17 protein-coding genes and 3 pseudogenes are annotated in these 25,502 nt (G+C 70.3%); 8 read left to right on the top strand and 12 right to left on the bottom strand.

What is annotated here, in order from left to right:
* Positions 1-290 precede the first annotated feature (290 nt).
* The 3 genes and pseudogenes from AB0K60_RS10695 to AB0K60_RS10685 all read left to right on the top strand — a co-directional run.
* Complete coding sequence (locus tag AB0K60_RS10695) at positions 291-1,652, top strand: glutamine synthetase family protein (RefSeq protein ID WP_364051242.1); 1,362 nt, start codon at positions 291-293, stop codon at positions 1,650-1,652.
* A gap of 195 nt (positions 1,653-1,847) precedes the next feature.
* A pseudogene (locus tag AB0K60_RS10690) lies at positions 1,848-1,922 on the top strand (IS200/IS605 family transposase); the annotation flags it as partial.
* A gap of 69 nt (positions 1,923-1,991) precedes the next feature.
* A pseudogene (locus tag AB0K60_RS10685) lies at positions 1,992-2,657 on the top strand (DUF4328 domain-containing protein); the annotation flags it as partial.
* Positions 2,658-2,735: 78 nt separating this feature from the next.
* Here the strand turns inward: AB0K60_RS10685 and AB0K60_RS10680 are convergent.
* From AB0K60_RS10680 to AB0K60_RS10670, 3 genes are all read right to left on the bottom strand, one after another.
* A complete protein-coding gene (locus AB0K60_RS10680; RefSeq protein ID WP_364051239.1) occupies positions 2,736-3,548 on the bottom strand; it encodes a DUF4184 family protein in 813 nt (270 codons plus the stop codon).
* A gap of 303 nt (positions 3,549-3,851) precedes the next feature.
* Complete coding sequence (locus AB0K60_RS10675) at positions 3,852-4,349, bottom strand: PaaI family thioesterase (protein ID WP_364051237.1); 498 nt, start codon at positions 4,347-4,349, stop codon at positions 3,852-3,854.
* Positions 4,350-4,537: 188 nt separating this feature from the next.
* Entirely contained in the window at positions 4,538-4,948 is a 411-nt protein-coding gene (locus AB0K60_RS10670) for a hypothetical protein (RefSeq protein ID WP_364051234.1), read from the bottom strand.
* A 290-nt stretch (positions 4,949-5,238) separates the two neighbouring features.
* On the opposite strand from AB0K60_RS10670, the gene AB0K60_RS10665 reads away from it, so the two are divergent.
* Positions 5,239-6,474: a DUF4388 domain-containing protein gene (locus AB0K60_RS10665; RefSeq protein ID WP_364051231.1), complete on the top strand. Its 1,236-nt coding sequence runs from the start codon at positions 5,239-5,241 to the stop codon at positions 6,472-6,474.
* Between the two features lie 256 nt (positions 6,475-6,730).
* Here the strand turns inward: AB0K60_RS10665 and AB0K60_RS10660 are convergent, their stop codons facing one another.
* From AB0K60_RS10660 to AB0K60_RS10650, 3 genes are all read right to left on the bottom strand, one after another.
* Positions 6,731-7,195 (bottom strand): roadblock/LC7 domain-containing protein, encoded by a 465-nt coding sequence (locus tag AB0K60_RS10660; RefSeq protein WP_364051228.1) that lies wholly within the window; start codon positions 7,193-7,195, stop codon positions 6,731-6,733.
* Positions 7,196-7,403: 208 nt separating this feature from the next.
* Positions 7,404-8,180 carry a hypothetical protein gene (locus AB0K60_RS10655; RefSeq protein ID WP_364051225.1) on the bottom strand — a complete coding sequence of 259 codons (777 nt, stop codon included), beginning with the start codon at positions 8,178-8,180 and terminating at the stop codon, positions 7,404-7,406.
* Positions 8,181-8,202: 22 nt separating this feature from the next.
* A complete protein-coding gene (locus AB0K60_RS10650; protein WP_364051222.1) occupies positions 8,203-8,679 on the bottom strand; it encodes a hypothetical protein in 477 nt (158 codons plus the stop codon).
* Positions 8,680-8,896: 217 nt separating this feature from the next.
* Here AB0K60_RS10650 and AB0K60_RS10645 point away from each other — a divergent pair, with 217 nt between their 5' ends.
* Positions 8,897-9,376: an aldehyde dehydrogenase family protein gene (locus AB0K60_RS10645; protein ID WP_364052081.1), complete on the top strand. Its 480-nt coding sequence runs from the start codon at positions 8,897-8,899 to the stop codon at positions 9,374-9,376.
* A gap of 10 nt (positions 9,377-9,386) precedes the next feature.
* Positions 9,387-10,109, top strand: coding sequence for a hypothetical protein (locus AB0K60_RS10640; RefSeq protein WP_364051219.1), 723 nt, complete (start codon positions 9,387-9,389; stop codon positions 10,107-10,109).
* A 208-nt stretch (positions 10,110-10,317) separates the two neighbouring features.
* On the opposite strand, the gene AB0K60_RS10635 is transcribed toward AB0K60_RS10640, so the two are convergent.
* The 6 genes from AB0K60_RS10635 to grpE form a co-directional block, all read right to left on the bottom strand.
* Complete coding sequence (locus tag AB0K60_RS10635; protein WP_364051216.1) at positions 10,318-11,967, bottom strand: hypothetical protein; 1,650 nt, start codon at positions 11,965-11,967, stop codon at positions 10,318-10,320.
* A 232-nt stretch (positions 11,968-12,199) separates the two neighbouring features.
* Positions 12,200-14,575: a hypothetical protein gene (locus AB0K60_RS10630; RefSeq protein ID WP_364051213.1), complete on the bottom strand. Its 2,376-nt coding sequence runs from the start codon at positions 14,573-14,575 to the stop codon at positions 12,200-12,202.
* 398 nt (positions 14,576-14,973) lie between these two features.
* Positions 14,974-15,924 carry a hypothetical protein gene (locus AB0K60_RS10625; protein WP_364051210.1) on the bottom strand — a complete coding sequence of 317 codons (951 nt, stop codon included), beginning with the start codon at positions 15,922-15,924 and terminating at the stop codon, positions 14,974-14,976.
* Positions 15,925-16,685: 761 nt separating this feature from the next.
* Positions 16,686-19,463: a hypothetical protein gene (locus AB0K60_RS10620; protein ID WP_364051208.1), complete on the bottom strand. Its 2,778-nt coding sequence runs from the start codon at positions 19,461-19,463 to the stop codon at positions 16,686-16,688.
* Between the two features lie 21 nt (positions 19,464-19,484).
* Positions 19,485-21,068 (bottom strand): Hsp70 family protein, encoded by a 1,584-nt coding sequence (locus tag AB0K60_RS10615; RefSeq protein ID WP_364051205.1) that lies wholly within the window; start codon positions 21,066-21,068, stop codon positions 19,485-19,487.
* A 3-nt stretch (positions 21,069-21,071) separates the two neighbouring features.
* Positions 21,072-22,223 (bottom strand): nucleotide exchange factor GrpE, encoded by a 1,152-nt coding sequence (gene grpE / locus AB0K60_RS10610; protein WP_364051202.1) that lies wholly within the window; start codon positions 22,221-22,223, stop codon positions 21,072-21,074.
* Positions 22,224-23,240: 1,017 nt separating this feature from the next.
* Here grpE and AB0K60_RS10605 point away from each other — a divergent pair.
* Together AB0K60_RS10605 and AB0K60_RS10600 are read left to right on the top strand one after the other, a co-directional pair.
* Positions 23,241-23,903, top strand: a pseudogene (locus tag AB0K60_RS10605) (Hsp70 family protein); the annotation flags it as partial.
* A gap of 67 nt (positions 23,904-23,970) precedes the next feature.
* Positions 23,971-25,308: a hypothetical protein gene (locus tag AB0K60_RS10600; protein WP_364051199.1), complete on the top strand. Its 1,338-nt coding sequence runs from the start codon at positions 23,971-23,973 to the stop codon at positions 25,306-25,308.
* Positions 25,309-25,502 lie beyond the last annotated feature (194 nt).

The following is a 25,502-nucleotide window of genomic DNA, read 5'->3' as shown; positions in this document are numbered from 1 at the left end:
CATGGCGGACGCCGTGGCCGTATATGTCACAAACCGGGCGATATTGCGCATGATTCCGCCATAGCAGTCGTCGGCGCAGGTGGGCTGCCTGCCCCGCAGGCTCGTGCCGTACCCGGATCCACGAATTTCGCGGTCAAGTACAGCACCGATTGGTCATCTCACTACTGGCTGCCGTAACGTGTGCGAAACACGCGAAGGGCAGACTGGAAGAGACCTGACATGTCTCTTCCGCTGACCGCCAGCGCGACGACGACGATGTCGATCACGTCCGGTTGTTAGAGAGGTATGCCGTGGACCGCCAGCAGGAATTCGTTCTGCGCACGCTCGAGGAGCGCGACATCCGGTTCATCCGGCTATGGTTCACCGACGTGCTCGGTTTCCTCAAGTCCGTGGCGATCGCACCGGCCGAACTGGAAGGGGCGTTCGCGGAGGGGATCGGCTTCGACGGCTCGGCCATCGAGGGCTTCGCCCGCGTCTACGAGTCCGACATGCTCGCCAAGCCCGACCCCTCGACGTTCCAGATCCTGCCCTGGCGCAGCGAGTCCCCGGGCGCGGGCCGCATGTTCTGCGACATCCTCATGCCGGACGGCTCGCCCTCGCACGCCGACCCCCGCTGGGTGCTCAAGCGCACCCTCGCCAAGGCCGCCGACATGGGCTTCACCTTCTACACCCACCCCGAGGTGGAGTTCTTCCTCCTCAAGCGCAAGCCCGAGGTCGGCGAGAAGCCCGAGCCGATCGACTCCGGCGGCTACTTCGACCACACCCCGCACAGCGCGGGCCACGACTTCCGCCGCCAGGCGATCATGATGCTGGAGTCGATGGGCATCTCGGTGGAGTTCAGCCACCACGAGGGCGCCCCCGGCCAGCAGGAGATCGACCTGCGCTACGCCGACGCCCTCACCACCGCCGACAACATCATGACCTTCCGCCTGGTCATGAAGGAGGTCGCGCTGGAGCAGGGCATCTGGGCCAGCTTCATGCCCAAGCCGTTCACCGAGCACCCCGGCTCCGGCATGCACACCCACATGTCGCTGTTCGAGGGCGACCGCAACGCCTTCTACGAGCCCGGCGCCGAGTACCAGCTCTCCAAGGTCGGCCGCTCGTTCATCGGCGGCCTCCTCAGGCACGCCGCCGAGATCACCGCCGTCTGTAACCAGTGGGTGAACTCCTACAAGCGCCTGTGGGGCAGCGCCGAGGCCACCGCCGGCCAGGGCGGCGAGGCCCCCGCGTACATCTGCTGGGGCCACAACAACCGCTCCGCCCTGGTTCGCGTGCCCATGTACAAGCCGCACAAGGGCAACTCCTCCCGCATCGAGTTCCGCTCCCTCGACTCCTCCTGCAACCCCTACCTCGCCTTCGCGGTGATCCTCGCCGCCGGCCTGAAGGGCATCGAGGAGGGCTACGAGATGCCCCCCGGGGCCGAGGACGACGTCTGGGCCCTCACCAGCGGCGAACGCCGCGCCCTCGGCATCAAGCCCCTCCCGCAGAGCCTCGACGAGGCCATCGCCGCCATGGAACGCAGCGAACTCGTCGCCGAGACCCTCGGCGAGCACGTCTTCGACTTCTTCCTCCGCAACAAGCGCGCCGAGTGGGCCGAATACCGCCGCCAGGTCACCGAATTCGAACTGGGCCGTTACCTGCCCGTCCTGTAACCGCGGATCACCGTGGGTGAATCCCGGTGGGACGCATCGCCTGCGATCAACGGATGTCATCCGGCGTCGCCGGGTGCCACGACGGTTGACGTCCGTTGATTGAAATTTTGGGCGCAGACCTCCGGACGCATTCGTGGGGTTGGCCCATCCCTCCGGATCCACGACCACTGAGCTCCTACCCGGATATTGCTTCACGTGGCTGTCGCCCTGCGGTTGAACGGCAACGTCGTCTTCCAGCGCGCGTTCCACGTCGTGTGGTGCCCGAAGTACGCGTAATGATCACGATAGCGTTGCGCATGAGGGATTTGGGCGGCTGAGGCCGGTACGGTGCCGAGGATAATGATCGGTCTGCTTGCCTCACTTGGGGAGACCCTCATGCACCCGGCAACACCTCCCATTCCTTTACGGCCCATTCGCGGTGTGGCGATGGTGGTCGTCGTCATGCTGGCCTTCGACTGCCTGGTCGAAATGGTCTCGGCCGTTCTCAGCGCGCGGTACGCCGTTCTCATCGAGCAGAGTATCGACTCCTCCGGCTCCGCCGACGATGTGCAGATCGAAGCGGGCTTCATTCTCGGTTTCTCCACCGAACTGGTGGCGATGGGGGTTTTCGTTGCCACCGGAATAACCTTTTGGGCCTGGTTGTTTCAGGCCCGCGCGAACGCCGAGATGCTGACACCCTGGCGGCACCGGAGAGCCAAGCCATGGCTGGTCCTCGGGTGGGTTGTTCCGGTCGTGTGTTTATGGTTTCCCCGGCAAATTGTGGAGGACATCTGGATCTCCTCGAAGCCGGGGGTGTTGGAGAAGGCCCCCAGCCTCGCGCTCGCCCGTCGTGCCGGCCTGGTGTGGGCCTGGTGGTCCGCACTGCTGATGGCCCTGCTGATCGACGGCCTGGTCGAACCCATGACGGACGCGGAGCACCTGCCGTCACTGCGGGACGCGGCGCGGGTCGAGGTCGCCGGCGCCGTCTGTTACATCGTCGCGGCCGTGCTGGCCGCCGCGGTCGTTCTGAAGATCAGCGGCTTTCAGGAAGCGCGCCGGTCGGCGGAGCCCATCGATCTGGAGATGGCCGCCTGGCCTGCCCGGTCACGGGTGGCCGTGCTCGCCGGGCAGCCCGTCGCCAACGGCTCCGCCGACCGCGCGGAGCGGCCTCGTGGCGTGCCAGAGGACGGCGTACGCGATGAGGACCAGGCAGCAGCCCGCGATGACACCCGCCCCGAACTTGACGGCGATGCCGGCCCAGCTCGGGACTCTGGGCGGGTCGATGACCGTGGGCCAGAGCAGTCCCCCGAGGCAGGTGCCGAGGGCGGTCACGGCTAGGACGGCGTGCCGTACGGACGGGGGCAGGACCAGCCGGGCCGGTACGGCTCGCGCCTCCTGACGGGCGAGGCCGCGCAGCGCCCACCACGCGAGCACGCCGAGCCCGATGATCGACGACGAGTACTGCAGGACGCGGTAGACGGTGATCGAGCCGTGGACCGTCGCGTCGAGCCAGGCCCAGTCCCAGTACAGACCGTGCCAGGAGTGGGTGAAGGAGTCCCACAGGACGTGCGTGCCGAAACCGATCATCGCCCCGGCGGCGAGGGCGGGGAGGCGTCGCCATGAGGGCCGCGGCAGTGCGGCCGCCTTGCCCGCGATCGACGGAGGCAGCAGGGCGGTGAGCGGGTCGCGGCACAGCCACTGGAAGATCACGAAGATGGCGAGCGTCAGCGGGATCGAGTACAGCAGGACCCCGGTGGGGGAGTGCAACTGCCGGTAGAGGGCCACGCCGGGGAGGAACAGCGGCAGGTCGGGCGCCATGCAACCCAGCGCCAGCGTCCACGGGTCGAGGTAGCGGCGGATGGAGGTCCGCGATATCAGCGGCACGACCGCGGAGACGTGGCTCAGCGTGAATGGCACCCGGGTCTCCTTCCGCCGACGGCCGGAACGTGGCCCCAGAAGATCGTCAAGGCGAGGCAAGCGTATCCGCCCACGGCATCCGGATTGACCGCTTTATGCGCAGAAAAGGCCGCGGCCAAGTCTGTTCACGCTGATCGACAGATGCGCTCCGCCCGGTATCGGCTTGTTACGGCGCGGTCGGCGAAACTCGCATGCAGCCGTCGGCGTACTCGATCTTCAAGGTCGGGTACGGCCCGCTTCGTCGGCGGTCTCGGGCCGCTGCGGCGGCGAGGGACCGGGCCCGGGGGATCACGCGCCGGAGCGTCAGCGTTCTCCGGTCACCGGGAAGAGCAGGCAGGTGGTCGTCGCGTGGGCCAGGATGCGGTCCTCGGAGTCGAGGATCTCGGCCTCGGCGAACGCGGTGCGCCGGGTCCGGTTGCGGACCGTGCCGATCGCCCGGACGGGGCCGGTCGTCATGGTGATCGGGCGCAGGTACCGGGTGGACAGGTCGAGGGTCGTGTACGCCATGCCCTTGGGCAGCGTGGAGTGGATGGCGCACCCGGCGGCGGAGTCGAGGAGCGCGGCGTGGACGCCGCCGTGCACGCTGCCGATCGGGTTGTAGTGCTCCTCGCCGGGGACCAGGACGAACACGGCGCGGCCCTCCTCGACCTCGGCGAGAGTGAAACCGAGGGTGGCGGTGATCGGCGGGGCGGGAAGCCGGCCGTCGCGCAACGCCTGGACGAACTCCAGGCCGCTCATGGACATCGCCGCTTCGGCGATGTGCGTCGGGTCAGCCCACTCGTACGTGCGTGTCCGCCCCATGCCGACCGCCCTTCCTGGTTGCTCCGGTGTCAGGATGTGACGTTAACGTGCGTCCCATCGGAGAACCCGCCGGGGGCATGCCTTCGGGCTCCGCCCGTGGTTGGGGGGTGGCGACGCGGCGGAGGAGCTCCTCCTGCGCGTCGCGGCCGGGGCGGAGAACCGTGGGCCGCGTGCCCGGGGAAGGGCGGTCAGCGGGCGTCGAGGTCCGCCATGACGCGACGGGCCTGGGCGAAGAGCATGCCGACGTTGACGTTGCGGGTGCAGATGACGACCGCGACGATGTCCGGGTTGCTCTTGCTCCGCATGAACAGGTGGACGAGGTTCTCGCTGTTGACGAGGATTTCGTTGAAGTAGCGCCGGTTGTCGGAGACGCCGCGGTTCTGCTTCCAGAGGTCCTCGATCTGCACCACCGTCCGGCCCTGGAAGATGTCGGCCGTGGCGGCGGCGACGACGTCGAGGATCTCGCGAGGGTGATTGTCGACGGTGTCCACCGCCAGCAGCATGCCGGTCGAGATGTCGACGACGCCCGAGCCGATGTAATCGGGGACGTCGCGGCGGAAGGCCTTCAAGGCGTTGCTGACGACTTGGGTGAGGTTCATTGGAAGCTTTCTGAGCTGGTGTGCCGGGTCTGGCGGGCGGTGCGAGGGACGATGCTAGCCGCGCGCCGTGGGAGCAGAGTCTTGCGTTGTGGACGGCAGTCAAGCAAGACGATATCTGTGTGTAAAGAATTACGGATAGTGATATGGGGCCATCGACACCGACAGAGGCTAATTCGGTATACGACGCGTGATCCCTCCGTAACGGCCCTGTGCTAGAGTCGCGTCCCCGAACTCGGGATGGCCGAAGGCCATGGCCGCATCGGTTGTGAACGAGAACATCTGGTGGTCACTTGTCCTCGGCAGACTATGGGACCCGCCCGGGACGCCCGGAGACGGGCGGCGAGACCCGGATTCTCGACGAGTTGCACGTTTTGGCCGCAGGGAGGGCCTCGGGCGCTCTGCGCATCGACGGCGACCCCGGCGGCGTCGTCTACCTGGACGGCGGGCGGCTGGTGTTCGCCGAGGCGGCGGGAGTGCCCGACCTCGGCGCCCGGCTCGTCGGCTCGCGGTGGGTGTCGCCCGAGGAGTGGCAGGCGCTGCGCCGAGTGGAGCGCGCCCCCGGCGGGCTCGGCGAGCTGCTCGTCGAACGCGGCCTCGTCGGCAGGGACGACATGCTGGCCGTACTGCGCTCGGCCTCCCTCGACGCGATCACGGCGCTCACGGTGCCGGTGGCCGGTCGGCCGTCGGTCACCGGCGTGTGGTTCGCGTCGCGCGAACGCTCATGGGCCGGATCGATGCTCGCCCTGGAGATCGAGGCGGTGCGCACGGAGATGACGCGCCGGGCCCGGCTGATGGCGGGCGTCGACGTTCCCCTCGACGCCCTTCCCGTGGGTGCGGACCTGCGCCGCCCCTACGGCGTGCTCAATCGCGACCAGTGGCTGGTGGCCTCCCGCGTCGACGGGGTCACGCCCCTGCGCGACCTGGTGTGGCGCAACGGCCTCGCACTGTACGACACGGTCGAGAGCGTCGACGGCCTGGTCCGCGAGGGCCTGTTCGTCCTGCTCGCACCCGACCGCGCGGGTGAGGGCGAGCAGGCCCCCGGCACCACGCCGAGAGTGCCGGGGCCGCCGGGGACGAGAACTGCGCTGCCGGAGCAGGCCGACACCGGCGAGGATCCCCCCTGGGCCGCCGCTCCCATCCTGGCGGCCCCCACGCACCCGGGCTCCCCGACCACGTCGGGAAGCGTTATGGACCCCGATGTCTCGTCTCCCCACGTACGAGACGACATGTACGCCGACGACGCCGGGCACCCGGCGATCCCCCGGCGGTCCGACGCGCCGTGGGGTACGCCCCCTCCGGCCCCCATGCCGACCCCGACGCCGTCTCCGGCGCCGCCCCCAATGCCGCGTCGTCGCCCGGGCGCGTCCATCTGGGACCGGGTTCAGACCGACATGCGAGACGCCGGCCTACCCCAAGAGCTGTCGCAGACGGCCAGGACGGCGTTCGCAGCCGCGACCCCCGAGCTCCTGCGCAGGCTGCTGGACGGGCTCAGAGAGCTCGACGAGGACGATCCCCCGTCCCGGTGATGGGGGCAGGGTTCAGACCGACATGCGATACGTCGGCCTATCCCGAGAGCTGTCGTAGGCGGCCAGGACGGCGTTCGCAGCCGCGACGCCCGAGCTCCTGCGCAGGCTGCTGGATGGGCTCAGAGAGCTCGACGAGGACGACCCCCCGTCCCGGTGACCGGCGGAAGCCCGTCGCCGCCCGCCGACGGACGCGGGGCGACGTCGAGGCGTCGGCCAGGGTGCGCTCGGGCGGCCGGGAGCGGGCCTCTCGGCGGCGTCAGCGGCCGGTGAAGGGATCGCCCGAGGTCCCGAAGTAGCCGTGCGGGAGCGTGGTGGTCCGCCAGCCGCCGTCGAACCGGGTCAGGTGGTCGCTGATGCGCTTGATCAGGTCGCGGGTCTGGTAGTGGAGCATGCCGATGTTCAGCTCGTTGGTGCCGATGACCGCGATCACCGCGCTGTCGCCCGCGGCGAACACCGCGAGATAGCCCTCGCTGCCGCGCGCCACCGACTCCCGGAACCGCCCCCGGCCGGTCGTCTCGGTCGCCTGGCGGGCCAGGCCGAGGGTGGTGGCCACGAGGGCGGCGATCCGGGTCGGCTCCAGCCGGGGGATGTCGTGAGCGACCAGGAAGCCGTCGCTGGTGGCGACCATGCTCCCGTACACGCCGACGACCCGGTCCCGCAGGCTGCGCAACTCCTGGCGGATCCGCTCCTCGGGAGCGTCCTCCGTGTAGGGCATCGTCATTCGTCCATCCCACCAGGTCCGGATCCGTGGCGGATCCCATGCATGATCAACGTTGTCGTGGTCGCCGTCGCACCGCGGCCGAGCGGTTGCGGCTGCGCGATGAACCGCGCTCGGCCGCCCGATCCGTAGAACGTTCCCAGCGGGCGGACGGCGTACGAAGGAACGTGCGAGGGGAGAGGACGCGAAAGGAGGTGCGGACGCCGGAGGATCATCGGGTCACCGCGCGGAGGAACGACACCATCTGGCGCCCGGTGCGATGCGGCGCGTTCTCTCCCGGCTCGGGGGGCGCCTGGTCGCGGAGTGACCGGGGGTCGGGGCGCCTGGCGGTCTGCAGGAAGTTCAGGGAGATCAGCCGGAAGACCTCCAGGGTCGTGGCGAAGACGCTGTTGCCGACCTCCCAGGCCAGCTCCCGCGGCGTGGTGGGTCGGTTCACCCGGATGAGCAGCGCCCACTGCAGGGTCGACACCTGCAGGCGGGGGGCGTGCAGGTCCGGGTTGCGTACGACCGGCGTGTCGGCGGTGAGGGGCGTGGCGGCCGTGGCCATCTGCTTCACGAGCTCCTGACGCCGCCCCACCTCGACGAGCAGCGCGGTGAAGGGCATGGCGCCGGCGCCGTCCACCACCGGCGGACCCGACTCGCGGAAGCGCTGCCGCAGCGAGTAGCGGGGCCTGCTGGACAACAGTTCGAGCGCGGCGTCGATGGTCGCCTCCCGGACCGCGAAGCTCCACGCCAGTCCGTTGCCCGCCATGCCACCGGGAGGGACGGGCCCGACCGGCGGCGCGGGGGCGTTCGGCTGATCCGGCGGCTGCAACTGCGCGAACCATCTGCCCGGACCGGGCGTGCGCCTGGACTCGGCGTAGACGACGTCGCCCTCGCTGAGATGGATGGCCCCGCCGTACTCGCCGGGCAGGCGCAGCACGCCTGTCTGTCCGGAGTCGGCGAGCTTGCTCAGCCGTACGACGAGCGGTTCCCTGTGGAAGTACACGGCGGTTCCTCTTCGTTCGGCGTCATACGCCCTGGTGGCTGCCGGGCAGCGCCGCACCGGCCCGGCCGGCGACGTTCGCGTCGGAGCCTATGTTGGGGCCTGCGTTGGGGCCCATGCCGGAGCCCATGTCGAAGGAGATGTCGAAGTCACGCAGCTCACGCAACGCCATCGCCAGATTCGCCTGCGACCGGTCCAGCACCACCAGGAGCAGGAACTGCAGTTTGGGAGCCGGGCTGAACTGCCGGATCAGGTGGTAGTGCCCACTCATCGTGATGATCACGTCTTCGAGGCCGCCGTTCGCCGCCAGTCCACCGGCCATGAGCGAGACCACGTTGGCCACATCGGCCGCGCCCGCCGCCGCGACCGGCAGACGCAACTCGTCACGATCCTGCGCCGAGCCCAGCACCATGCCTGTGGCGGCGTCGATGATGCACCCGAGCAGGAAGCCGTCGATCTGCCTTACCCGGGAGAGCAGGGCGTCGAAGGGGGACTCGGGCATGGACGTGTCCTTTCCACAGGCACCGCAGACGCGAAATTCTAGGGGACACGCCCACTTCGCCGCCTAGTGGCAAACTGTACCGCTTCGTCGCTGTCGTCCCTGGTGAACCTGCCGAACGGCGTTCCACCCGGCACCCGGCGCGGGCCGTGTCGCATCTCAGGCTGTCGCGACGCGGCCCCCCGTCGTCCATCGCCGTGAATGAAGTGAAGCAAACAGCCTGCTCCCGTCCTCAACGGCCGGTACGACCCGGCAGATCGGCAAGCCGTACGCCGAGGCGCTCGGCGAGGCGCTGGAGATCATCGACACCTGCGACTTCTTCCTGGGCGAGGGCCGCCGCCTGTACGGCCATCGGTCCCGTCGGAGATGCCGGACAAGAACCTGTTCACCTTCCGCGTCCCCGGTGGGCATCGCCGCCGTGATCACCGCGGGGAACTTCCCCGGTCGCGGTCCGGTCCCGTCGTGGTACCTGATGCCCGCGCCGGCGACGGCGACCGGCTCAGCTCTTGTGTCGAAGTTTGCGGACAAGGTGGGTGCTTGCCGACATCCTGGCGGGTTGGGCGGGATGGTAATCGCTGCGTTACGCGCGACTAACGGTCGCGTCATGGCATCCTGGTTAGATCGTGATCGACTTAGCCCAGGTAAAGTAGATCTATTCCCTATCACCTTTTCGGATTTTTCGTCCTATGGCAGGGCTTAGGAGGACAAGTATGACGACGGCTGCGGGAGTGCAGACCGTGCTGACCGTCCCGGAGCGGTTCCGGGGCCCTGACACCACGGCCAACGGCGGCTGGGTGGCAGGCACGCTGGCGAGCATGCTGGCGGGGGCCGGGCACGACTCCCCGGTGGAGGTCACCCTCCATCGTCCGGTCCCGCTGGAGACCGAGCTCGACCTCGGCCAGATGGCCAACACGGTCGCCCTCACCAAGAAGGGCGAGCAACTCGTCGAGGCCATCCCGGTCGCGGAGACGCTCACGCCGCCGCCGTTCGTGCCGTTCCCCGAGGCCGCCCGCGCGGAGTCCGGCTTCGCAGGGCTGTCCGAGCACCCCTTCCCCGGTTGCTTCGTCTGCGGCGTGCGCCCGCCGGGCGACGGGCTGCGCGTGTTCCCCGGCCCGGTGCGCGACGGTATCGTCGCCGCGGGTTGGCGGGTGCCGGTGGCGGTCGCCGGCGACGACGGCGAAGTGCCCGACGCCGTGCTGTGGGCCGCACTCGACTGCCCCACCGGCTGGGCCCATTTCAAGCCGGGCCAGTACGCCCTGCTGGGCCGCCTGACCGGCCAGATCTTCGGCCGCGTCCACCCCGGCGGCACCTATTCGATCGTCGCCAGGGCGACGGGACGCGAGGGACGCAAGCTCTTCGGCGACAGCGCGATCTACGAGTCCGACGGCACATTGATCGCCGCCGCCCGCGCCACCTGGATCACTCCCCGCTGATGCCACATTGATGCCACGTCGATGCCGCGCTAATGCCGCGCCGCCTGGATCACTCCGCGTTGATAACGGGTTGATGCCGGGCTGATGCCGCGCGCCACGGCGGTGGCGCCGATGCGGCGGCGTCGCGGTCGCTCGCGGCGCCACCACACCGGCGCGTGCGGGTGGGCCGGACCGGTCACGGCAGAACCCGAGGAGCGGGCCGGGCAGGTCAAGGCAGAACGCCGAGAAGCGCGGCGGCGCTCGCGGCGAGGAGCAGGGCCAGGGCGGCGAGCGACAACAGGATCGTCGAGATGAAGATCGCCCATCGGGCGATCAAATAGCCGAGGGGGACCAGACGCGGGTCGCGTCTGCTCGGCGTCCACGGGCGCCGAGGGTCCTCGGCGGACAGATCGGCGCCGTCCGCGGCCTCCGCGGCCGACCGGGCGGCACCGTTGAGGGGGAGCCCGGTCAGCCAGCCCAGCAGCGCGGCCACGGCGGCGAGGTCGGCGGGCAGGCCCGAGGCCAGGTAGCGCACCTCGCCGGCCGTCCTGGTCAGGTCGCGGACCATGTTGCCGAGGCCGACGTTGGCGAACCAGGCGGGCAGGTCATCGACCCCCGCGCCCACGCGGGTGCCGCGCAGGAGGTCGGCCTTGGTGACAACCACCGCCACACGCTCCTGCCGGCCCCCGTCGGCACGGGCGGCCAACTCGTTGCGTACGCGCTGAAAGGTGTCGGCCGGATCCTCCGGCGAGAACACCACGCCCTTCTCCTCAAGCACGCGCCGCTCGTCGGCGGACAGCCCCTCCTGCACCGCAGGCAGCGCGAACGGGTCGATGATCAGCAGCAGGGCCTCGCCGTGCGCCAGGTAGCCCATCGCCTCGACGCGGCTCGCGCCGGTGTAGTGCTCCCCGGAGGGATCGAACAGGTAGAGGATGCGGTTGCCGTTCCGGGGCATCGGAACGGGCAACGTGACATCGAGCATGGTCGCGGTCGGCAGTGCCGTACCGGTCTTGGACACGCTGCCCGCGCTCAGCTCCGACCCGAGCCGCCGAAAGGCGATCTCGTCCCCCCGCACGGTGAAGCTGGCCCGCCCGCCCGCCGCCTCGACCGCGCCGGAGATCGCGTTGATCGCCAGCACCATGAAGGTCGTCTTGCCCGCATCCGGGCCCCCGACGAACGGCAGCGACTCCACCCGCGCCCGGCCGATGCGGTGCGGCAGCGGGCGCGCGCAGTCGGGGCAGTACGCCTGGAGCCGGTAGCGGCCCAGCGGCACGGTCGTCGGCAGCCGGGCCCCGCAACGGCACACATGGCGGGCCGCGCCGTCCAGGTTGGGCGTGAGGCGGCGATGCCGCGCCCCGCAGTCCGGGCAGGCGTACACGGGCAGCGCCAGCCGCGCGTAGCAGCCCTCATGCGGGCACGCCTGCAGAATGCGGCGGGTCAGCAGGAACAGATGCTCGACGCCACGCAGCACGAGCAAACACAGCAGCCACGCCGAGAGCCCGACCCCGACGATCACCAGATGCACGGCGGCGAGCACCACACCCACAACCGCGAGCGGCACCGCGGCCAGCACGATCCCCCCGGCCAGGGCCAGCCACACCGGAAACAGGAACAGTCCCTGCCACCCCAACAGCAACGCCCGCGTGACCGCCGCCAGCATGACCTGGGCGAAATGCACGATCTTCGGCACCGCGGCCCGCAGCACCGCGTGCCAGTCACGCCACACCTGCCTGATCAGATAGTGCCGGTACGCGGGATCGCGGCCCGGATCCTCCTGCTCGGCGGTCACGGGCGATCCCCCCGCTGCGGTGGCGGGAAGCAGAACCCGGCCGGCGTCGTAGAAGTAGACGCCGACGGCGGCGATCACAGCGGCGATCACCGTGACCGGGAAAAGGACTGGAGCGACCACACGGAAACCGAGATACAGGCAGGCAAGCACCAACCCAATTCCGAGGATCACGGCCAGCCACATCAGCCTTCTCCTCTCGCGCCGCTTCCGGTGTCGGCCTGCGCGTCCTTTCGTGGTGGCGGAACTTGCCGGGGTGTGGGTCTTTGGGTTTGCGCAGGTCGGCGGTGGGGTCGGTGGGTTGGGAGGAGTGTGGCCGGGGGCATCAGCCTTCTCCTCCCTTGGCCGTCTCCCCGGTGTCGGGCCGTGCGGAGTCGCGAGGCTTTCGGCCCCAGCGGAACGCGGTGGAGGGGCGAGGGTTCTTGAGTTCGTCGAGGCCGGCGGAGAGTTCGGCGTCGTGCTTGAAGCGGGAGTCGACCGAGCCGAATAGGGACCAGGCATTGGCCCGTTCTCGGGCCCAAGCATCCAGATTCGAGATGATTTTTCCGGTTCGGCGCAGGCGGATGGCGATTTCGAGGAGCGCGAGTTGCTCGTCTCGGTTCGGGCGTGGGCGGCGCAGCCATTCGCCGGTGAGCCATCCGGCGGTGTGTTCGCTCGTGCTCTCAAGCAGGGCGGCGCGGTACATGGGGGACCGCCGTGCCAGGGCGGTGGCGAGCGCCGTTCTGATCCTGGCGTGGAGGGTCTGGTCCACCTCGGGCGTCAACTCGGTGAGCCTGTCGAGATGTGCGGCGGCGCGCACAGGGGTGTCCGCACCGGCGGTGCGTACGATGATCAGAACCGCCTCGGCGTCCTTCGCGGCGTATCCGGGCACCTCGTCCGCCACTAGGCGCGCCAGCCGTACCGCCTCCTGCTGGTCGGGACCGACGGCGAGGTAGGCGCGGGTCGGCAGGTCGCTCAGCGTGCTGGAGGAGCCGATGCGGGGGCCGAGTCGTTCCACCAGGGCGGTGCACTCGTCTGGGGACGGAGGGACGCGCCAGAGCGTCCGCAGTGCGCGGTCGGGCACGTCGGCGTCGTAGTCCGCGTCGTCGGCGTCGTCGTGGTCCGCGCGCCGGGGGAGGGACATCAGGAGCGCGGTGGCCTCGACCCGGGACAGCCGTCCACGGCGGACGCCCGTCAGCAGGAGCGACGCCGTCGTGCGGGGTGCGTGCGGCCATTCGCCGGGGGAGAGCAGCGCCCACACCACGTCGTCGGCGAGCACGCTCTCGCGGACCTCGGGCGTCGCCGACTCCAGGCCGTCCACCACCGCGGTGATCAAGGTGTCGCGGGCCTCGCGGGGTGTGGCGTCGATCGCCGCGCGCAGACCGGCCGCGCCCGTGCCCACCAGGGCGCGCACGGCCCGCTCCACCTCTGAGTACGGCACGGCGATGCCCGCCGAGCGGGCCACGCGGATCACATGCGACAGCCCGTGCAGGTCACGCGCAGCGGCCAGCGCCTCGGCCACGGCGGGTGCCAGCCACTCCCGGGCGCCCGGGGGCAGGGCGCGGGCGGGCGGTGGGAGGTCGCGGTCGCCCAGGGCCAGCACGACGCAGCGCGCCGCGCACCGCTTGGCCAGACCGTCCGGGGCCGTGGCGGCGACCGCTGACGCCAGTTCGAAGCCCATGCGGTCGACGGCGCCGCCGAGATCCCGCCACACCCAGTCGGGCCGCCTCCCGGTCAGCAGGCTCGCGACGGCCGCCTGCTCCCGGGGCGTCACCGTCTCATCGCCCCGGCACAGGGCGAGCAACGCCGCTGCGGCCTCCGGGCCGGCCGCTCGCCCGGCCGTGTCACACAGTTCGGCGATCGCGTCGATGGCGGCCAGGTCCATCGATCTCCAGCAGGAGACGATGGTCCGGGTGAAGCGGGTGAACGTCGATTGGCCCCCGGCGGCCCCCGAGGCGCTGTCCGGGGGGTCGGCGAGCCGCACCACCGTCGCGTCGATCTCGGCCGGGATCCACACGTCCGGGGTGGTACCGACGATGATCTGGGCCGCGTTGACCGGGTCGCCGCTGTAGGTGATGAAGGACAGCCGGTCGGCCGAGGGCCACGGCAGGGAGTAGGAGATCACGGCGATCCATCGCACGATGTCCTCGATGCCGTCGAGGTGCTCGGCCACCAGGATGAGCCGCCCGTGTCCCCGGTCGAGCGTGTGCCGTACGACATCGAGCAGGACGCCGAGCCGCATGTACGCGGCGTCGCCGCCCGCCACGAGCCATTCGCCCAGGGACTCGGGGTCGGCGAGGCGTCCGGGGACGAGCTCGCCCGGCTCGGGCAGGGCCGTACCGGGTGGGGCGGGAGAGTCCGCCCAGATCTCGGCGCCCCAGAACTCCACCGGGCGCAGACCGGCCAGTTCGGCGGGCGTGACGATCAGGGCATGCCCGAGGAAGTTGCCGTACCGTCCCGAATAGTCCTGGCCCAAGTAGACGCACCGCGACAACACGCGGAGCCCGTCGTCCAGCGGCCCGTACGCCAGCGCCACCGGAAACGCCCGCGCCTGCTCGGGTGTCGGCGTGATCGTCGCGCCGGGCGGCGGTTTGTAGCCGAGGTAGAGTCCGGCGCGGGCATGCGTCCCCGCAGGCAGGCCGGGGGTCTCGGCGGTGAACTGGAAGCCCGCCCGTCCGGTCGGCCCGGACTCCGCCGAGGTGTACTGCAACTGCCACGCCACGGCTCACCTCCCAGCAGCAGCCGACGCCGACGCTGTCGTCATCGCGTCCTCGGAGTGCCTGAATGACTGGTGGCTCGTGGGGCCTGGATTCCGTCGAGGTGTGCTTGAGCTGTCACGCTGCGGCTTACCTGTGGTCGGAGCGGGTGCCGGGGCTGTCGTGATCGCGTCCTTGGAGTGCCCAAGCATCTGGTGGCCGGTGTGGACCGGGCTCTGTTGGGGTGTGTTGGAGTTGTCACGTCGCGGCTTATCCGTGGTTGGGGCGGATGCCGGGGTTGTCGTGATCGGGTTTTCGGGGTGCCTGAGTGTCTGGTGGCCGGTGTGGACCGGGCTTCGTCGAGGTGTGCAGGAACTGCCGCGCCATGGTTCACCTGCGGTAGAAGTCGACGCCGAGGCTGTCGTCATCGCGTCCTCCGGGTGCCTTTGAGCATGCCGAAGCGGTACAGGAGCCACAGGAGGGGGTCTTCGACCCGGTAGGGGCGGATGCCGCCGGGGCCTACCTTGTCGGTTTCCGGGATGCCGCCGAGGGCGGAGAGGGCGAAAAACGCGTAGTCGGTGTAGTTCTGTGACAGGTAACGGTCGATCATTCCCGCCTGCCATTCCTCTAGCAGGGCCCGCACTTGCTCATGTACGGCCTCTCGGTCGTCGAGGTCGAGGGTGCCGGTGGGTGTGCGTGCGCGGTGCAAAGGGGACTGGCGCTCCAGCGCGGGCAGCAGCGCGTCGATCTTGCTGAGGGCGACGGCCACCGGGACGCCGATCCTGCGGCCGGAATCCTCGCTCCGCAGGCGCTCGGTGACCCGGCTGATCACATTGATGGGGTCGCTGTCCGGATCGCCCTGGTTTGCCGAGGACAGGGCGCGTGCCGCGCCGCTGAGGGAGGACTGCGCCCCGACCAGGTCGAGCGGATCGACCAGGAACACGATCGCGTCGGCCGCCTCCAGATAGCGCAGGTGCAACTCGCTCATCTGCCTGCTGCGCAGATCCTCGCCTGCGGTGTCGAACAGGACCAGGGTCAGCGACGCGGTCGTGGTGCGCAAGCGGCCCCGGATCGTGCGCGTGAGCAGGTAGACGAGCGGATCGCGCGGGTCGGTCGCGGCCGACTGGGTGGCGCTCAGCAGCCTGCTCCGCCCGTACAGCGGGAGCGCGAAGTCCTGCTTGTAGCGGGCGATCGTGCGGTCGTCGCATGCGACCAGGCTGGCGTCCAGTTCGGCACCCACACGGTGCATGAGCTCATGCAGGAGAACGGCGATGTAGGTGCTCTTGCCCGAACCCTTGGCTCCGACCAACGCGACGATGCGCCCGGGGTTGGCACAGTACTCGGCGGGCAGTCGGTTATGACACCGCGGGCACACCCGCCATCCGGTCGATCGGTCACAGCGCGGGCAGACGGCCCTGCGACCCGGCCGCCGCGTGGAGAACACGGGAGGCAGCGACGCCGCCGCCGTCGAACCCAGATAGGCGGCCAGCCTCTCATCAAGCTCAGGCCCACACCCGCCTCCGCGCCCCTGCCGCCCCACGCACCGGAACGCGACCTCGGCCAGGGCGACCCGCTCAAAGCAGTACGGGCACGTGATCACCCTCTCCGGCCACCTCACCCCGCACCTCCACCACGCCGACCACCGCCTCGCGCTCCCCAAGCCGGTGTCCTTCGTGCTTGCGTCCCACGCGTCTGTGTCCGCTGGGCGGGCGCTCTCGGGGCTGGTGTGCTTTGGGGTTGTGTGTCACATGCATGCCTTCCACGGGTTTGTGTCCCCTGAGCGCGTGTTTTCCGGGCCTTTGCCCCGTGGACGACGTACCCCAGGTGCGCCAGGAGCACGGTGCTGGGCGCGTTTCGCAGCGGGCTGTCGGCGGGTAGCGGCTCGGTGTCGCGTGTCCCCCGGGCCGGTCTTCCGCGTGCTTGCGGTTCCTCCGGCATGCGCGTCCCGGGCCGGTGCCGGATGGTCCCGGGCCGCTCACACTCGCGGCTCCGGGCTGCTGCCGTTGCCCTTCCACAGGAAGACGTGGCATCCGGTCGCGGCGGTGGTTCGCTCGGTGTCGGCTCTGCGTGCCCGTGCGCATGCGCCGGTTCAAGCGTTTCAAGCGTCCATCGCTCGGCGGCTGTGGCGATCACCGGTTACTCGGCTTTCAGTTGCCGGACCGGTGGGTCGATCAGCTCGCTGTCGCCTTCGGCGAAACAACGCAGCCAGTATGGGCGGGTATGCCGCGGTGCGGGCAGGGTCAGACGGGTGGGTACGTCGACATCGACCCACTCCGCGATCACCTGGCCGTCCGCGGGTGAGCTGGGCTGGTGCGAGCCGGGTTTGAGCACCAGGCACAGGTAGGGAAGGCGCAGCGGGCGGTCGCCGGCGAGGTCGATCGCCAGGCCGCGTCGCCACGGCGCCCCCTGACGCATCAGGTAGTAGCGCACAGTGAGCTGTTCGGGCAGTTCGACTCGCGTCGGCGCGCCGCGGAGTCGGCGACCGTGGACGACGGCGGTCGCCGCCGCCTCGATCGTCACCGCCCGGGACTCGGGCACATCCAGTCGGACGCCGCCCTGGGCCTGGTACGCGGCCCGAGTGACAAGCATTTCCGCCTCATTCCAGCGGATCTCCACTTCCGGAGCGTTCGGCGGCCACTCGAAGCCCACGTACACCACCGGCCCTCGCCGCGCTGCCGTCAGCCGGGTGGGGGCGGCCAGATACACGTGCTCTCGGCAGGCGCCGACGGTCGCCAGGTCACCCGCCACGGTGATGGCCAGGAGCAGGCTCTCGCCCGCCCCGGGCCGTACGGCGTAGCCGGCGTCCGTGAGCGTGACGGGCAGAGACCGGCCCATGCGGCGTACCTCGGCGACGGGGAGCGTGGTCCCGGGACGCCACGGTGGAGGAGCCGACATGGCCATGATCTCCAGCAGGCCCTCGGCCGGGTCGGCGCATCGAATCAGGAAGCGTCCGGCCATGGACGGGTCCGGTTCGAGGCTGAAGTCGAGCACCGCGGTCGGCCGGGCCCGTGGCGTTACGTGCCATCGCACACCCGGCGTGATCGTTTCTCCGCCCAGATCCGGGTACGCGGCGGAGACGAGGTAGGTGTAGCCGGTGCCGTTGGTGACAGACCGATCCTGGAAGCCCGCCACGCCGCACTCCACCGGCATGCCGTCCCTGCGCACCACGATCCGAGAGGCCCCCTCCGGCAGCGACCACCGCCCCGTCACGACGCCATCGCCCGCCAGCAGTCGGATGTCACGGGGCTCGGGACGCACCATGACCGGTTCGGCCGCCACCGCCACCGCCGCCGCCTCCCCGCGCCGCGCCGTCACCCGGTAGACGAGAGGGGAGTTGACCGGCGGGTCCTCGTCCCACACCCGCGTACGGGTGGTCGTGGCCAGCGGCTCACCATTCCTTGTGACGCTATAAACGATCTCTCCGGCCTTCGACCCCGGACGCCACGACACAACGACGACCTCCCGGTCCAGTCTCACGCGCTGCCCGGACCCCCTCGTCTGCGGATCCTCGAACCCGTCACCCGACAAAACGAGCTCGGTGTGGGGTGGGGAGTGGTCTGTGGGTTGGTGGGGGTGGGGGTCGGTGTGTCGTGGTGGTGTGTTCGGGTCGCGTTTTGGTTGGTGTCTGGGGTCGTTGTGTGGGGAGGTGGCGTGCGACGGCGTGGCTTCGGTGGGGCGGTGGGGCGAGGGAGGAGCCGGAGCGAGGATCTCTACGCGGAGGTCCTGGATCGGTTTGGGGGCCAGGCGGGACAGGATGTCGTGGGCGCCGGGCAGGTCGGGGACCTGGCGCAGGGCGTCCTCCAGGGCCAGCCAGGCCTGGTCGGGGTCTTCGGCGGACAGGGCCAGGTCGCGTAGGCGTTCGGCCGTGGTCAGCCGGGCACGGGCCTCGGCGATGAGTGACGCGGCGTCGCCGGTCAGGGCGTTCGCGTCGAGGGCGTCGGCGAAGGCGACGGCCGCCTGGATCTCGCCGGCGTCGAGGAGGTCGCGCAGGCGTGCCGTGACGCCGCCGCCCGCCACGCCTCGTTCCATGCGCAGCGCGAAGATCAGTCTGCGGGCGTCGCTGGGGGCCAGGTCCAGGTCCTCGACGGCGTGGCGGAGCAGGGTGTCGTCGTAGGGGTGCTCAGGGGCCCGCTCCCGCAGCCGCGTCACGATGTCGTAGCGGATCAGGGCGGCCGGATCCGGGGCGGCGCGCAGGGCGGCGAGCACGGTGTCGGCGCTCGTCGTCGAGGGGCCGCGGGGTCGTCTGGCCCATTCGGCGGCGGTGCCGTCGAGGGCATGGGCCAGGGGTTCGCCGCCCGGTACGCGGAAGCGGTCGAGCACGCGCATACCGGCGCAACGGTCCCCGTAGGCGAAGTGGGCCAGATGCCGGGCACCGAGGGTGTCGAGCGCATCCCTGGCCCGGCCGTAGCCCGGATAGGGCGAGACTGCGGGCAGTTCGTCGGGCTCGCGCACCTCGATGGACAACTCGGCGACGAGCCGTTCGGCCTCGGCACGGCCGACGCCCGTCGAGGCGACGACGGAGGACAGCACCTCGGGGGCCATCAGACGCAGCCGCCCGGCGGCGTCGTCGAGCCGCCTGCGCGCGTCCGCCAGCCTGGCGTCGGCCTGCCTGCCCGCCTCGCGGAGCGCCTTCCGCAGAGGCCCCAGGTCGTCGTCGGCTGCGGCGGCGAAAACCGGGGCGAGCCGGGCGTGGTCGGCCTCCAGGCGATTGATCAGGCGCTTGAACTTGAGCATGCCCCGATGGCGGCGCCAGCACTGCCGCACCAGGCGGACGGTCTCGGTCACCTCGGCGGGCCGCAGCGGTTCGCGCAGCGCGTAGCGGACGCGCAGGTCCGCCGGGGGCGTGTTGTCCGCCTCCCGGGCGGGCTCCAGCACCTCCTGGACGTACCGCCGCTCGTCGAACCGCTCGCCCACGCCGACGCCCCCGCCTCCCGGCTAACTGACCTGGACCTGGGAGAGAGCCCTGCGTGAGCGGGCGACCTCCTCCTCGGACATGCCGCCGATCTGGATCTCCAGCTCCAGCATCTCGCCCGACTCGTGCTCCCGCGCGGTGACCCTGAGCAGGCCGGAGGTGTCCAGCGCGTAGGTGACCTCGAACGGCCAGCCCTCCGGCTTGCCGGGCGGGATGCGCAGCATGCCCTCGGCGATCTTCTCGTTGTCCTCCATCTCCTCGGACTCCACGCTGCCGGCCTGCTCCATGACCTCGATGTCCACGCCCGACTGGTTGTCGTCGAGGGTGTAGAAGTCCTTGGTGACCGAGGCGGGCAGCGGGTCGTCCACGTGCACCAGGTGCGACACCGAGCGGCGGCGGGTGTGCTTGTCGGTGATGACGATGCCGAACGACCGTGAGGCGACCGTCCTGATCGTGCGTCCCGCGATCTGCTCGCGCTGGTCGGCGGTCAGGCCGGCCTGCGCGGCTAGGTCCTCGGCCCTGCCCTCCTCGCCCGACCGCAGCAGCCGCCGGTAGACCTCCTCGAACGCGTACAGGGCCGCGCCCTTGGCGACCGCCAGGTCCGGGTCGTGCACGCGCGGCGTGAGCCCGAACTCCTCGCGCAGCGCCTCCTGGACGGCCGGCATCTTGGTGGAGCCGCCCACAAGCACCAGATGGTCGAATTCGGTGGCGCCCTTGGACCGGGCGGTCTCGATCGTGCGCCGGGTGATCTCGATGGTGCGGTCGAGCAGGTTGCGGGTGAGCTCCTCGAAGCCCTCCCGGGTCATCTCGACCTTGGCGACGCGGCCCTCGTGCATGACGCGCACCACATGCTGGGTACGCGCCGACAGGGTGCGCTTGAGATCCTCGGCGTCGCGGCGCAACTGCTGCTCGGTCTGCTTGTCGCCCAGCGGGTCGCCGACGTCCGGGTGCTCGGCCCGGAATCGCCCGGCCAGCTCCTCGGCGAGCTGATCGTCCCAGTCGGCGCCGCCGAGCTCGTGGTCGCCGTCGGTGCACACCACCTCGATGTCGCCGCCGGACAGCCGGATCACCGTGGTGTCGAAGGTTCCGCCGCCCAGGTCGTAGACGAGGATCGTGTGGTCCTCGCCCGGGTTGAGCACGCCGTAGGTGATCGCGGCGGCGATGGGCTCGGAGATGATGTCGATCACGTTCAGCCCGGCGATCAGCCCGGCCCGGCGCGTCGCCTCCCGCTCCGCCGCGCCGAAGTACGCCGGTACGGTGATCACGACGTCCTGGACCTCGTCGCCGGTGGTCACCTTGGCGTCCTCGGCCAGCTTGCGCAGGATGAGCGCGGAGATCTCCTCTGGGGAGTAGTCACGGCCGTGCATGCTGTGCGGCACGTCGTGCCCCATGTCGCGCTTGATCCGGCTGACCACGAGATCCGGTTCGAGCACGGCGCTGTCCTTGGCCGTGGCCCCCACGATCACGTTGTCGGGCGACTCGAAGAACACCACCGAGGGGGTGGTGTCGGTCCCCTCCTGATTGCGCAGCACCGTGGGCCGGCCGACATCGTCCACATAGGCGATGCAGGAGTACGTGGTGCCAAGGTCGATCCCGTAAACGGCCATCTGCTATCCGTCCCCCTCCTCGCGTCCACCGGCTCCCAGGACCGATGCGGCCCCGGCCCCGGTCGCTGCAGTGCCCGTGCCGGACGTTGTGGTTCCGGTCCCGGTTCCGGCCGCGGTCCCGGTTCCGCTCTCGGATTCGCTCCCAGACCCGAATTCGCCTTCGGACCTGGATCCGCTCCTGGACTGGGTCACAGTCCCCAACTCGGATACGGTCCCGGCGCCGGTCGTGGTTGTGCCGTCGGTCTCGGTTCCGGTCGTGCTTGGGCTCGTGGTGCCGGTGTCGGTCCCGCTGGTGGTTCCGGTCCGGGACTCGGCGGTCGTGGCGTCATTGCCGGTATCGGTTCCAGCCGTGGTCGCGGTGCCATGGTCGGCGATTGTGGAGTCGGTCGGCGTGGTCTCGGCGGCCTGCTCGGCACCGACGGCTGGGCCGTCATCGGATGCGGGTGCCGCCGTGGCCCGGGTCGGAACCTCCGGCTTGCCCGCCAGACCAGCAGAAGTGCCGAGAGCACCCACAGCGCCCACAGTGCCCGTAGTGCCCACAGCGGCCTGATTCGCCGCTTCGGGCTTTCGTCTGACACGTCCGACCACGACGTCGGCCTTTCGCGCCACCCGTTCGCGCACCGCACCCCCGGCTCCTCTCGTCACGCCCGCGAATCCGTCCGCGAGCACCTCGACGACTGTGCCATCCGCCTCGGGGGCGACGTCGGCGGTTCGCACCGGCCTGTGGATAACCGGGTCGTAAATGTCACCAGGGTTCACGGACACGCGTTCCGCGCCCGCCCGGCCGAGAACCTCGGCCACCTCGTCGGCCAGCGCTTCCAGCAGGGACGCGGCGTGCTCCGCGGACGGCGGCTCCTGTCGCCAGCGGGCCGCCTGCCGCCGCGCGTTGTCGTACAGCCGGTACAGACCCGCCCGCACCGGGGTGAGAGCCTCCTCCAGCAGTCCGTGCCGCAACTCCTGGTTCTCCGCGTGCAGCCGGTCGATCACCTTCTCCCGATGCGCGGCCCGCTCGTGCTCCCGGCGCATCGTCTCTTCCATCTCGGCCAGCCGCCGAGCCAGTACGTCGAGCGCCGAAAGCGGCACCTTCTCCTTTTCCGGTATTGCGTCGTCGTCCTCGGCGTCATCTGGAGGTGGCTCAAGGGGGGAAGAGGTCATATGCGTCCCGTGTGCCGGTAACTCGCTTTGCCGTACCCGACTCTAACTGTCGATCACCCATCCTGGTAGACGCTCGCCACCTCCAAACTCCGGTAAGCGACCATGTGATGACAGTGCGATTCACATACGCAGTGCAATGTCCCCATATGTGCAGAACTCAATTGGATCGGCCAATTTGTGCCCGCAGCCGACGTGGTTCGGCGATGATCGACAGGCTCGGCTGCTGAGTGGCTGGTGGCGCGCCAGGCCAGGGAGAGAAATCGGCTGCGGGCGAGACCACCTCGATGGCGCAGAAAGCTTCTTCGGCTGCAAGCCAGTGTCGCCGCGCGTCGGCACACCGGTGCGAGTGATGACGTGATCGAGACGAGCGTTTTCGTTGCTGTCGAAAAGTCGGACGTTTCGGCGAGGTGTACGCTGATGCCTTTCGGCGCACCGCGCGTCAGCAGCATGCGGAGGTCGGCCGAAAACTCCTGGTGATCATATCGGGGGGCGGGACTCGTAATGATCGTACCGTCGAGTGGCCCGAACCGGTGGGGTCGGGCCGGCGCTTCCACCTCCCGGCCGACGGCCCGCCGCGCTAGCCGTACAAGCTCGGGCGAAGCGGTGCGCTAGCCGTACCGGCTCGGCGAAGCGGCGCGCAGGGCGACCCGGCGCGCAGGGCGACCCGGCGCGCAGGGCGATCCGGTCGGCACCGAGCGGCATCGCTTTCGCAACATGGATTGCTGTTTGCACCGTAGTGCACGAGTATCCCACTGATCGAAAGACGCGTGGATTCTGGAGGTCCATGTGGTGCAGTGGTGTGTTGGGGTGGATCTGGGAACCAGCTTCTCGGCGGGGGCGGTCGCGGTCGAGGGCCGGGTGGACCTCCTGGAGATCAACGGCGACAAACGCGTCCCTTCCACGGTTCTGCTCAACGAGCAGGGGGTCATCGTCGCCGGAAGGGTCGCGCACCGGGCGTTGGGGGCGTATCCGGAGCGGGTGGAACGCAACCCGAAGCGATACGTGGGCAAGGGGACCATGCTGCTCGCCGGAGTGCCCGTGGAGGTGCGTGACGCCCTGGCCGCGCTGCTCAGGCTCTTCGTGGACGAGGGCCGGGCCCGGTTCGACCGCGTCGAGCCCTCGTGCGTGGTGCTCACCTGCCCGGTGGCCTGGGGCGAGGGCAGGCGCAGCGTGCTGCGTGCCGCGGGCGAGGCGGTCGCGCCGGAGGCGCGGATCGTGCTCGTGGAGGAGCCGGTCGCCTCCGCCCTGCACTACGCGTCGGCGCACCGGGTGAGCGGCGGCAAGCGGGTCGTGGTCTACGACCTTGGCGGTGGAACGTTCGATACGGCGATCGTCGAGGCGGACGGGGACGGATTCAAGGTCGTCGGCGAACCCGGGGGAGACGACGCCATCGGCGGCGAGGAGTTCGACGTACGGGTCTACGACCATTTCGGCCGGCAGGTGGAGCGGGTTAACCCGGAATGGTTCGCCGAGGTCGGCAGCAACCCCGACCGCCGGTACCTCGCCGCGGCGGCGAACCTGCTGGAGGAGGCCCGCGTCGCCAAGGAGACCCTGTCCACCTACGACACCGCCAGCCAGTACATCTCCGGCGCCGACACCGACGTCACCATCACGCGGGCGGAACTCGACGACATGGTCAAGGCCGACATCGTACGCACGGCGGATCTCGTCGGTGAGACGCTGGAGCGTGCCAACGTCGCCCCGGAGGACCTCGCCGGAATCTTCCTGACCGGGGGGCGCGAGCAGGATGCCGCTGGTCGACGACATCCTGCGGCAGCGGCACGGCGACCTGATCCGCATGTCGGACGACCCCAAGACCGTCGTCGCCCTCGGCGCCGCGCGGCTGGCCTGGAGCCTGGGGAAGAACGACCCCAGTGCCCCGATCCTGGAGGAGGTGCTGGAGGTCCGGTCCACCACCACGTGGCTCTACGCGCTCTGCGCCGACGAGAACGGCCATCACGTGCTCCGGCGGCTGGATCCGACCATCGGCGAGGCCGACCGCGAGGTGCAGTTCGGCCGGGTCGTGGACTGGGGGGTGTCGGACGACGGCATGGTGGTGGTCGAGACGAATCCCGGTGGCCTCCTGCTGCACACGCTGACGCCCGAGATGACCATTCGCTCCGGGCAGCGGTTTTCGGGCAAGCGCGGGGCACGGGTGCTGGTGCGCGGAGCCACCGGATGGGTGTTCTTCACCGACGATCGGGCCCGCAAGGTGAACCACGTCAGCGGCCTCCCCTGGGGCGAGGTCGGCAAGCTGACCGTCGTCGAACTCGACCTGCGCGCGTTCTTCGTCCAGGACGTCCCCGAGACGTCCCTGGGAGAGCAGGCGCAGTGGTTCGTGAACGAGGACAATCGGCAGCGGCGGCTGTTCGACCAGGACGGCCCCACGGGGAACGAGCCCGCGTCGGCGGTCGGTGCGGACGGCTGCGTCGTGGTCCTCGGCCGGTTCACCGGCAGGAGATCGCTGACCGGCGTCTACCGGACCTTCACCCCGTCGCAGGCGCTGTGCGTGCTCGCCCCCGGCGGCAAGATCACCACCATCGACCGGTCCAAGCCCAACTGGCTGCAACAGGTCCTGCTGTACGACGGCAAATGGTTCATCTCCACCAACGTCGGCCTGGAGATCGACGCCGCCCCGGATCCGGTGCGGGTGGTCGCCCCCCGCCCGCGCGGCGGCGCGCTGCGCTGGGTCCCGGCCGGCGGGCGCATGTACGCGGTGGGCATGGACACCGTCGTCCCTTCCCGAGGCTGGGCCGTCATGCTCTACGAGGCGGACGGCCGCGTGCGACTGCTCCACCACGAACAGCGCACGTCCCTGCTCGGACATCTGACGTCACGGGACAAGGCGGAGCGGCCCCGGCTGCTCGTCGACGGCGACACGCTGTGGATCGCGGTGTCGGGCCCGGACGGCACCTCGCGCATCATGCACGTCACCCCCGCCGGGGTCAGCGAGTTCCACCGCGCCCCGGGCTGGATCGAGCCGGTGGCGAAGGTGCCGCACGGGCTGCTGTGCCTGCACCGGCCCGACGCCGAACCGGGTGACGGGCAGGCAGAGCCGGCCGATCTGGTACGGCTGGTGGTTTAGTGCCTCGTGCCTTCAGCGCGGTGTGAGTTCGTGGACGGTTCGGTGGCGACGGGCAGGCAGAGTCGGTTGGTCTGGTACGGCCGGTGGTCTACTGTCTCGTGCCTTCAGTGCGGTGCGTAAGTTTGCGGACGTTTCGGTGGCGACGGGCGCGGAGCCGGAAGCGGCACGCCGCCCCGCCACCCGGACGTTCGGTC

The sequence above is a fragment of the Thermopolyspora sp. NPDC052614 genome, from assembly GCF_040678635.1.
In the GTDB taxonomy this organism is placed as follows: Bacteria; Actinomycetota; Actinomycetes; order Streptosporangiales; family Streptosporangiaceae; genus Thermopolyspora.
Note: the sequence above shows the minus strand (reverse complement) of the source record. Positions and strands in the feature narration are given on the sequence as shown.

Bases quoted from the DNA above. Each gene is read 5' to 3' on its own strand.
- AB0K60_RS10660 (WP_364051228.1), bottom strand. From the start codon at position 7,195: ATGACGATGCCCTACACGGAGGACGCTCCCGAGGAGCGGATCCGCCAG.
- AB0K60_RS10640 (WP_364051219.1), top strand. From the start codon at position 9,387: ATGACGACGGCTGCGGGAGTGCAGACCGTGCTGACCGTCCCGGAGCGG.
- grpE (WP_364051202.1), bottom strand. From the start codon at position 22,223: ATGACCTCTTCCCCCCTTGAGCCACCTCCAGATGACGCCGAGGACGAC.
- AB0K60_RS10675 (WP_364051237.1), bottom strand. From the start codon at position 4,349: ATGGGGCGGACACGCACGTACGAGTGGGCTGACCCGACGCACATCGCC.
- AB0K60_RS10670 (WP_364051234.1), bottom strand. From the start codon at position 4,948: ATGAACCTCACCCAAGTCGTCAGCAACGCCTTGAAGGCCTTCCGCCGC.
- AB0K60_RS10650 (WP_364051222.1), bottom strand. From the start codon at position 8,679: ATGCCCGAGTCCCCCTTCGACGCCCTGCTCTCCCGGGTAAGGCAGATC.
- AB0K60_RS10600 (WP_364051199.1), top strand. From the start codon at position 23,971: ATGCCGCTGGTCGACGACATCCTGCGGCAGCGGCACGGCGACCTGATC.
- AB0K60_RS10615 (WP_364051205.1), bottom strand. From the start codon at position 21,068: ATGGCCGTTTACGGGATCGACCTTGGCACCACGTACTCCTGCATCGCC.